This is a genomic window from Acidocella sp. MX-AZ02, assembly GCF_000306035.1.
Classification (GTDB): Bacteria; Pseudomonadota; Alphaproteobacteria; order Acetobacterales; family Acetobacteraceae; genus Acidocella; species Acidocella facilis.
Genome location: NZ_JH976211.1, coordinates 10709 through 18929, shown reverse-complemented (window position 1 = coordinate 18929; position 8221 = coordinate 10709). Strand labels below are relative to the sequence as shown.

The following is an 8221-nucleotide window of genomic DNA, read 5'->3' as shown; positions in this document are numbered from 1 at the left end:
GAACAATTTTCGATAACGTTCAAACAGAATACTACGGAGGTCCGGGCGCATGTGATTTACCCTGAGGGCAGGTGAGGGGACGTCAATCAACGGGCAGTCGTCACGACAGAAGCAGGCGGGCTGCGACAACCATCAATTGGCGGGAGGCTTGGACACGAGACAGCGCGTTGGTGCCTGAATTGGGCTTCTAGCTACCGGGAGCGTCTACACAGTCCCCGCGACGGTGATTCGGATATCATATACATACTATAGTTTATAAACTTATAGTATGTAAAGGCATATCCGTATCGGATGGATATGCGTAATTTGGTAGGACAGAATTTTGCCCGTCTTAGGCAGGAAAAGGGGCTAACCCAAGAGCAGGTCGAAGCCAGATCTGGCTTTAGCCAGCAATATTTGAGTGGGTTGGAGAACGGAAGGCGCAACCCAACCGTCATCACTTTGTATGAGCTGGCGGAGGCGCTAGGCGTCACCCCGATCGAGCTCTTGAAGCCAGACGAGCGGCGGTGACGGCTATACTTTAGGTGCGTTGATAATGGGCGGCCTCCATACTACCAGGATGAAAATCCCACGTATAGGAGGCCGCCGATCCGTAACCGATCGAGGGTGCCGCTTAGGTCGGCGCGTCTGAATCAGGTCTCTACAGCCGGGGGGCTTGTATCAATTGAGCTGTATGGTTGATCGCGGTCTGAATCGACTCCCGCAGACATGCATTTACTGACTCAATCGACGTACAGAACACGCTGCCAGTGTATTCCGTTTCTGCCGTCACGATGAACCCCAGGGCGCGGGAGAGATCAAGTGCGCGCAAGAGTGCAGCTTCTGTCGCTGCCAGATGGCCTCCGGCGCTCAAACAGCCTCTCCACCAAGCCGGATCAGGTCATTTACAAGCTGCCAGGCCCAATCGAGAGCAGCGCCGTTGGTCGGATCTTCCTTGCCAAGCTCTATAAATGTCTCGGCTTTGGCGGCACGGGCTTTGGCGGCCAATTCCGGAAGGTTTCGGGGGCGTGCACCTGAGATTGCATCATGCGTGGCTGTATAGGCGGGCCAGTTCGGGCTATCTTCCGGGTCGAGAGGACTGTCCATCACGGCTTGCCTGTTGGCAGCATGCTGGGCGCAGAGGCGCACAAAACTCTCAGTGTAGGTTGCGTCGTCTGGCGCTGAGGGGGGCAGATGCATCGGTGCCGTCACCGTCGGGATGGTGCTCTCCTGAAGCTCGGCCTTTGGGGTAGGCGCATGAGCGGAATCGGCGGTATAGTCGTTATTAGCTTGATCCATGTGTATCTCCACTTGGGTTGAGTCAGGCTTGGTCGCGTGCGTCAACACGCGGCCAGGCCGCATGAGCCCGTAATCATCCCCCCGAAATGCCGGCAGAGTTACGAACTCACCAGGATTGTATAACATAGTTTAAATACAAAACAATAGAAAAGATTCAAAAAAGAATCCAAAAATGTATGTTATGTTTTTGGTCTATTTTATGCTATAAGATCTTTGGTGAAAACAAACTTGGATGAAGCAGATGATTACCGGTGCGCAGATCAGGGCGGGGCGGGCCTTTGCCAAAATTACGTCAGCTGAACTGGCGGATTTGGCGTGCCTGGGGCGGGTCACCGTAATTAAAGCAGAGAAGGCCGACGATGTTCCGCCGATTAATAAAGCGAACCTGAACGCCATTAAATTGGCCCTCGAAGCAGCAGGTGTCGTGTTTCAGGCGGATGGCGGCGTTAATTTTATGCCGAAATGAGCATCACGCGCCGGAATTCGGAGAAGATAACCCCTCGTAGGCGGCCCTCAGAAAAAGTTTCCTATCCTCAACACGGGGCAACCGGATTTAAACGCTCACAATCGTTTCTACGCAGAGCGAATAAGGCCGATGTGGGAAACGAATTGGGGGCATTGGATATACCAGGAGGGGAAGCCGGATTGAGCCGGCAGCTCAGAGCCCACGGCGGTCGTTCCCAGCCTCGTGCCCATGACCCGATAGCCGCCGTTCCGAGAGAGAGATTGCCAAAACTCAAGACTTTCGGAAAAGCCTTCCAATCAAATGACTACCACTGCCAAGAGCTCAGCCTGACGGCGTCAAGCCGATCAATCGTCCATCCGTTTCCGGAAGCGCTTTGTCGTCACAAGATGCCCCCAAAACTCCGCCACAAGTTCCTGGTAACGTCTCGCAAGACGCCGCGTGGGTAGAACGATACGCAAATACCCTCTTTGAAGAATTCGTTCATTTGTCTGGCGCCGCTTAGCCACTATGCCGTGATAACCCAGCTCATCGGCAAGGCGCCTCACTTGACCGACAATTATTGCCGGTTCGTGATTTCCAAAATCGTTGAAATAGGCTCGAACAACAAATTTCATTGTTTTTGATCCTTAAACGGCAGGGATTATGTGAGAGGGTGGCACTGCGTTGGTAGTGAAGTGCCGATAGGCTTAGTTCGAAATTTTTGTCTCGGGTTTTCCCCCTCCCATCCAATCGGAAAGGCGCATTCTCTTTCTGCAATTACAACACTCGACGACACAATTAGATGCCTGCAAGCTGGACAATTTTCTTGCATACATAATACATTGCAGCTCTCCGCAATTTGGGCATTTTCCCCCCATCTGCAACAGAGCCATCGTTACGGGTACTTCAATGTCAGCCACGACCTCGCTCCCTCTTTCTAGACAACGAACCATCCAAGCGTTGAGAGATTGATTGTTTTCCTTTGCCAGCGTTGCCAAACGGTCCCGCAGGCTTTCGGGGAGTCTCAGAGTGAATTTAATTTCTCCAGATCCAACCTCTGGTGCCTCGCCAAAAAGTGACTCAATGAGGTCGACGCTGTAGCTCTCATGTCGTTCAAGGAATCTTTGCGCCTGATCTGGTGCACAAGGCTTTATTTCCTGCTCTGGTCCTTCTGGACCATCGTCTGAGAAGCAGTAAAGAAAGAAAGCTCCCAACCGGCTTTGATACAGATATTCTCCTTGCTCGAACCCGTACTCGTCATCCATCCAACCGCCCAGCTTAGTCGCTGTCTCGGTGTTGTAAGTTTTTCCATCGATAATACGTTTACACTTGCGGTCCACTGCCCGCCATCACTTGCCGTCATGTGATGTGTAGATAAAACAGTTGACGGCAAGTGTCAACAAGGGGCCGTTACATTGTATTCTGAGTTTGACGGATATCCGCTTTCGAGAGGTTTAATCTGTGAGCGGACTTTCCGCTTACGGCCCGACTTTGCCATGACCGGAACGTCCGGCACTAGCCTCGGCCACAAGCGGGTGATACCCAATCCTTAAGCAGGTCGCGCGTCTAATAATATAGACATGCGGAGTCGCTTACGGGTAAGACGGGCCGATAACGGACTGGCGGGTTTGGAGCAGGCACTGGCAAAAACCTGCCCCTGCCTGACTGCCCTTGTCGGGATTGTACCCACACCGCTCCACGTGCGAATAGTCAGATGTGTATGTTTATCAATGCATTGCCTTCGCTGGCTTGTCGCGTAAATCCTAAGTTGTGCGACAAAAGGTTTGCGCCCGTGCCGGTCGTTCCTTCCATAGGTCAAGGCCGATTCCGGATAGCGGACCTGGCCTGATTCAGCGAGCCGTCTTTGACGGGCCATAACCAACCGCTTCCGCCTGCGCACCATCCAAGTAGGAGCACAGTGGAACATCACCTGCCAACGGCGTCGCAGACGGAGTGATAGTGCGCCTCTCCTAGACGTGCCCGGACTCGGCCCTGGCGTGGAATGAAGGAGTGTTGGGGTAGGTCCAACAAGGCGTCGTCGTTCTGCTAAAAAAATCTATGCAGTACAAGAAATCAAATCTATGCAGATTTGAATGCCAATTCTCGACAGATCATAGAGAAGTCCCTATTTTTCCCCGCGATACTGCCTCCACCAACAAAGAGGTGCAGCGATGATAAGACATTCAAAACATTGCGAGGCTCGCATGCGCCAGCGTGGTGTGCCAGACGCCATGTTGGGGGCCCTGCTTGCATGGGGGGATACGGAGGTTCCGGTCGGCAGTAGCGATGTGGCGATCACGGCCAGCCAGAGCGCGCTGCGCGAGATGGCCCATCAGGGTGTGTCGAAAGATTGGTGCCGCAAGATCGGACGCCTGGTTGCTGTGGTTACCGACGATGGCGTTGTGAGGACTTGTGCCGTCATCTGGAATTCCGGGCGCGACGGCCGCCGCTATCGCCGCCGTTTCTGAGTGAAAAACAACATGGCTGACGAAAAACAGACCGGCGGCGACCCGGTGAGCGAGACGCGCTCGGCGAACATCTATCTTGCCCGCCTCGTCAATGAGCAAATTCTGGCCTACAAAGGGGTGTTGCCACAGTACGAGCGCAACACGCTTGCGAGAAACTTGGCGGAAATCATAGGTCGCGCCAAGGCCGAAAAGAAAAATTTCAAGAAAGGAGATATTGTCATCAAAGCTGGTGTGCGTCCCGGCACGTCAGACGCTGGCGCCGTCAATGCACTTAACAGCTACTGCCTGTTGCCTGAGTATAAGAGTAAGCGGAAAGCCAAGGCTCGCCTCCATGCCCACCCGCTCAACTACCTGAAGCTGGCACTCTCGGCAGCCGAGCTTGCGGGATGGCCGAGACACAAGGCCATCATGATGCTGACTGAGGGCTCCAACGCGTTCAGCGGACGCTCGGAGATCGACATGGTGAAATTCACGCCAGCTGAAGCGGTATGGCAACTGCTGAGAGCCAAACTGGCCGTTTTGGTCGAAAGCCCAAAGTATCGGCTACGAGAATTCTTCCGTTCCGCGCAGGAACTGTCCGCTGTGCATGGATACGACTTGACCAGGAATATTACGGGGTGGCAGCAGGAGGAATTCGGGGACCGATCGACCTCTCATTGGCCTACTGTGTGCCTGACCACGATTATCCGGTCCTCCGCGTCCGCACGCTTGCTGTTTGAGGGCGCAGACAGAGAAGTGAACGGAGAAGTGATTGGCGCCGAGGAGGCCTGTCTTACCCTCGGCTGGGACCTGGCGGACAAGATTGTCGGCTACATGGAATTCTGGCCGTGCCTAGCCGTGCGCCCCCTGGCTTGGCACCCTGAAGCGCCGTGGGTCGATTTCGGGACCATCGATAAGGTCCCACATGAGGGCAGATTCGAGAAAGGCCGCTTCCGTCTGGTGGAGGGGGCGACAGTTGAAATGCCGCCTGGCACTGACGGCAATACTTGGCCGTATCGGCTACGTTCACACGCTCGCTTTGAACCTATCACGCCCGCACTGCTCGCTGAGACTTTCATCGACTGCCAAGTGTTGCAAACCGGCTGGCACAAACTGAACTCAAACCTCGACACGTCCGAAGTAATGTCGCCGGCATCGTCGCCGCTGGCATGGATGGAGGCTGAGTTGCTGGGGCGGGAAACCTTGAGTTTCGGCACGAGGGAGAAAGGCTTCCTAGAGGAATTGGAATCCAATGTCGAACGCTTCGTGTCCAGCTTCCGCGAGTGGCGCGACAAAGCAACAAGGAACGCGACTCAGGACCACCAAACGATAATGTTGAAAATGATGGCAGAGCTTGATGCGCTACGCGGATCGTCGGTGAAGAAAGAGGACTGAGAGATGGATTTGGAAAAGTTTCTAAAACTCGCTGGCCTTGGTGTCGGGGTACTGTTGGTTTGTGCCAAAACCGTCCACGAATTTGAGAAATGGATGACGGTAAGAGACGAGCGCCAACGGAAGAATAGGGGCTGCATCTGACGCCGATTGCGCCCCATGACTCGCCATTCCGCTAAGTTGCGAAGGGCCTGCCCCTATTCGGTCGCCAAATCCCTGTTCTGCGAAATGGTCGCGGACACTGAAATGGCGGGTGCGCATCCAGCATCCGCTGTAGTTCGCCTCTTGTCCACGATAGCCGCCCTTCCGCAATCGGCCCTTGTGAGATAGAGGTTGTCGCATAACTTGTAAATTACGCGACAGCCCTCCCTCCTGCCGGTTTGTATGGGTTTTCTTTGTCGCGTGTCTTTGTCGCGAGTTCAAGGATTTCTGCGACAAATTACGCGACAAAGCTGATCGTGCTACCACGAGTGTATGAACTTCATTGTCATCGAGAATTGGAAGGCTACTTACACAGATCCAATTCGTCTGGCTGCTGGTGAGTCGATTTATCTCACAGGCCGCCAGGACAATTGGGATGGCCATATTTGGTTATGGGCCCGGTCTGCTAATGGTTTGGAGGGTTGGATACTAGACAGCCTGGTCTGCCAGGGGGAGGTGGGCCCTTTTGCTAAGGAAGAGTACACGGCTATCGAACTCACGTGCCAGGTGGGTCAAGTTCTCGTCGGCGAAAAAGAAACTCACGGCTGGGTATACTGCCGATCTGCAGCTGGTTCCGCAGGTTGGGTTCCACGAAAAAACTTAGCCTTGGCTGTCGCGTAATTTACAAGTTACGCGACAAGCAGCTCATATCCACATACTGAAGCAATTAGGTTATGCATCCCTTTTGGAAGGCCAGAAAGCCACCCCGAGCGCGATAAGCATCAGACCGCCAGCAAGATGGAATGTCAGCCGCATTCCGCCCGCGACCGCCATCGGAGATGCCTGTTTGAAATCGCCTGTCCCGACACCAAAGGCAAAGACAGCCCCCATTGCGGACGCGCCCAGGATTAGGCCGGTGTTTCTCGAAAGGCTCAGCAGCGCGGAGATCAGACCACGCCGATCTTTTGGAATGTCCGCCATGACAGCGGTGTTATTGGCGGCCTGAAAGAGCTGATAGCCCGGCGTCAGAACTATAATGGCCAGGACATATCCAACGGCACCGAAACTTTCCGGCAGGATCGATAGCAAGAACGCTCCGGCGGCGAGCATGGTCAGACCGACACCGAGAACACGCTGCGCCCCCCAAGCGTCAACTGCCCGTCCTGAGGGGACGCCGCTGAAAATCGAGATCATCGGGCCGACCGACATGACTAAGCCGACCAGTGTCTCTCTCAAACCTAGACCAAAACCGAGATAAAACGGGCCAACCACGAGCGTCGTCATCATGATGGCAGCGACAAGAAGATTGACGAGAAGATTGGGCAACAGCGTCGTAACCCGGACCGTGCGAAGGCTGGCAGGATGCCGCTCCTCCGTCCTGCCAGCCTCATGCGGCAGCGACGCAAAGGCAAGGATCAGTGTCAGCACCGCAAGGGGAACCTGCACTAGAAAAATTCCTCGCCAGCCGGTTACAGAAACCAACAAGCCTCCGAGTGAGGGACCAAGGGCCGTTCCGAGCGCTGACACTGTGCCAAGGAGTCCCATAGCCCGCCCCATGCGCTCTTCGCTCGCGGTTTCGCGCACAAGCGCTATGGTCAAGGTCATCAGGAAGGCGGCACCAACACCCTGAAGCGCTCTTGCTCCGATCAAAGTCCAAAGACTTGGCGCGAGACCGCAGCACATCGAGGCTATGGAAAACAGTCCAAGGCCGGCAAGGTACATGCGCCTCAGCCCATAGATATCGCCAAACCGACCAACGAAAACGACCGAGGCCGTCAGGGCCGCAAGATAGGCAATGACGACCCATTGGACATGGTGGAATGGCGCGGAGAACGCATCGGTCAGCGCCGGCAAGGCAATGTTGGCAATGCTGGTTCCGAGAGACGAAAGCAGCATCGAAAGCGCCAGCGTCGCCATGATCCTGCGATTTGTCCTGTTCGGTGTGCGTGATCCTACTTGTTCCATGCCCTTGCCCCTCTTGCCTAAAACGCTGCTAGAGGGCAGTCTACGAATTCAAGTTGACTTGAGGTCAAGCATGAGATTTCTGGATATTGGCGAGGTATCCGCAAAGACCGGGATACGTCCATCAGCGCTGCGATATTACGAAGAGGTTGGGTTGATTTCCTCAATCTTCCGCCATGGCCTGCGTCGCCAGTTTCCGCCCGAAGTGCTGCTACAGATTAAACTAATCACCATGGGGAAATTAGCCGGCTTTTCGCTTGAAGAGATTTCCGGGATGTTCGGCAAGCATGGCGCACCCGACCTGCCACGCGCCGTGTTGCATGAGAAGGCCGACAGTCTCGACCGTCAAATTCGCGAACTAATCGCTCTCCGCGACACGTTGCGCCATGTCGCGGATTGTTCAGCTCCATCCCATATGGAGTGTCCGACCTTTAAACGCCTTATGGAGGTGGCAAGCCGGCGCGGTAACACTCGGGCCAAGAGGTCACTGTCTGACGGTATGCGCTCGCCAAAAGCGCCTTAAGCGACGTCGCAGATTTTAGGGTTTGCGCGACAT

Annotated in this window: 10 protein-coding genes; 6 read left to right on the top strand and 4 right to left on the bottom strand. The window is 54.8% G+C overall.

Annotated features, from left to right (window positions below; all coding sequences use genetic code 11):
- The first annotated feature begins 291 nt into the window (after positions 1–291).
- Positions 292–510: a helix-turn-helix domain-containing protein gene (locus MXAZACID_RS16470; RefSeq protein ID WP_008495657.1), complete on the top strand. Its 219-nt coding sequence runs from the start codon at positions 292–294 to the stop codon at positions 508–510.
- Between the two features lie 339 nt (positions 511–849).
- On the opposite strand, the gene MXAZACID_RS16465 is transcribed toward MXAZACID_RS16470, so the two are convergent.
- Positions 850–1278: a hypothetical protein gene (locus MXAZACID_RS16465; protein ID WP_144052857.1), complete on the bottom strand. Its 429-nt coding sequence runs from the start codon at positions 1276–1278 to the stop codon at positions 850–852.
- A gap of 232 nt (positions 1279–1510) precedes the next feature.
- On the opposite strand from MXAZACID_RS16465, the gene MXAZACID_RS16460 reads away from it, so the two are divergent.
- On the top strand, positions 1511–1744 hold the full coding sequence (locus MXAZACID_RS16460; protein WP_008495655.1) for a hypothetical protein: 234 nt from the start codon (positions 1511–1513) through the stop codon (positions 1742–1744).
- A gap of 344 nt (positions 1745–2088) precedes the next feature.
- Here the strand turns inward: MXAZACID_RS16460 and MXAZACID_RS18910 are convergent, their stop codons facing one another.
- Both MXAZACID_RS18910 and MXAZACID_RS18460 read right to left on the bottom strand, forming a co-directional pair.
- Complete coding sequence (locus tag MXAZACID_RS18910) at positions 2089–2358, bottom strand: hypothetical protein (protein ID WP_144052856.1); 270 nt, start codon at positions 2356–2358, stop codon at positions 2089–2091.
- A gap of 72 nt (positions 2359–2430) precedes the next feature.
- On the bottom strand, positions 2431–2988 hold the full coding sequence (locus MXAZACID_RS18460) for a toxin-antitoxin system HicB family antitoxin (protein ID WP_083878860.1): 558 nt from the start codon (positions 2986–2988) through the stop codon (positions 2431–2433).
- Between the two features lie 939 nt (positions 2989–3927).
- Here MXAZACID_RS18460 and MXAZACID_RS16455 point away from each other — a divergent pair.
- The 3 genes from MXAZACID_RS16455 to MXAZACID_RS18455 all read left to right on the top strand — a co-directional run bounded on the left by MXAZACID_RS16455 (position 3928) and on the right by MXAZACID_RS18455 (position 6384).
- Positions 3928–4191: a hypothetical protein gene (locus MXAZACID_RS16455; protein WP_008495654.1), complete on the top strand. Its 264-nt coding sequence runs from the start codon at positions 3928–3930 to the stop codon at positions 4189–4191.
- A 12-nt stretch (positions 4192–4203) separates the two neighbouring features.
- Positions 4204–5565 (top strand): hypothetical protein, encoded by a 1362-nt coding sequence (locus tag MXAZACID_RS16450; RefSeq protein WP_008495653.1) that lies wholly within the window; start codon positions 4204–4206, stop codon positions 5563–5565.
- 471 nt (positions 5566–6036) lie between these two features.
- Entirely contained in the window at positions 6037–6384 is a 348-nt protein-coding gene (locus MXAZACID_RS18455; protein ID WP_008495651.1) for an SH3 domain-containing protein, read from the top strand.
- Between the two features lie 51 nt (positions 6385–6435).
- Here MXAZACID_RS18455 and MXAZACID_RS16445 read toward each other — a convergent pair whose 3' ends face one another.
- On the bottom strand, positions 6436–7620 hold the full coding sequence (locus MXAZACID_RS16445; RefSeq protein ID WP_008495650.1) for an MFS transporter: 1185 nt from the start codon (positions 7618–7620) through the stop codon (positions 6436–6438).
- Positions 7621–7738: 118 nt separating this feature from the next.
- Here MXAZACID_RS16445 and MXAZACID_RS16440 point away from each other — a divergent pair, with 118 nt between their 5' ends.
- Positions 7739–8188, top strand: coding sequence for a helix-turn-helix domain-containing protein (locus MXAZACID_RS16440; RefSeq protein ID WP_039885715.1), 450 nt, complete (start codon positions 7739–7741; stop codon positions 8186–8188).
- The last annotated feature ends 33 nt before the right edge of the window (positions 8189–8221 follow it).

Excerpts from the sequence above, each read along its gene's own strand:
- MXAZACID_RS18910 (WP_144052856.1), bottom strand. The coding sequence starts at position 2,358 with ATGAAATTTGTTGTTCGAGCCTATTTCAACGATTTTGGAAATCACGAA.
- MXAZACID_RS16470 (WP_008495657.1), top strand. The coding sequence starts at position 292 with ATGGATATGCGTAATTTGGTAGGACAGAATTTTGCCCGTCTTAGGCAG.
- MXAZACID_RS18455 (WP_008495651.1), top strand. The coding sequence starts at position 6,037 with ATGAACTTCATTGTCATCGAGAATTGGAAGGCTACTTACACAGATCCA.
- MXAZACID_RS16445 (WP_008495650.1), bottom strand. The coding sequence starts at position 7,620 with ATGGCGACGCTGGCGCTTTCGATGCTGCTTTCGTCTCTCGGAACCAGC.
- MXAZACID_RS16450 (WP_008495653.1), top strand. The coding sequence starts at position 4,204 with ATGGCTGACGAAAAACAGACCGGCGGCGACCCGGTGAGCGAGACGCGC.
- MXAZACID_RS16465 (WP_144052857.1), bottom strand. The coding sequence starts at position 1,278 with ATGGATCAAGCTAATAACGACTATACCGCCGATTCCGCTCATGCGCCT.
- MXAZACID_RS16440 (WP_039885715.1), top strand. The coding sequence starts at position 7,739 with ATGAGATTTCTGGATATTGGCGAGGTATCCGCAAAGACCGGGATACGT.
- MXAZACID_RS18460 (WP_083878860.1), bottom strand. The coding sequence starts at position 2,988 with ATGGATGACGAGTACGGGTTCGAGCAAGGAGAATATCTGTATCAAAGC.
- MXAZACID_RS16460 (WP_008495655.1), top strand. The coding sequence starts at position 1,511 with ATGAAGCAGATGATTACCGGTGCGCAGATCAGGGCGGGGCGGGCCTTT.
- MXAZACID_RS16455 (WP_008495654.1), top strand. The coding sequence starts at position 3,928 with ATGCGCCAGCGTGGTGTGCCAGACGCCATGTTGGGGGCCCTGCTTGCA.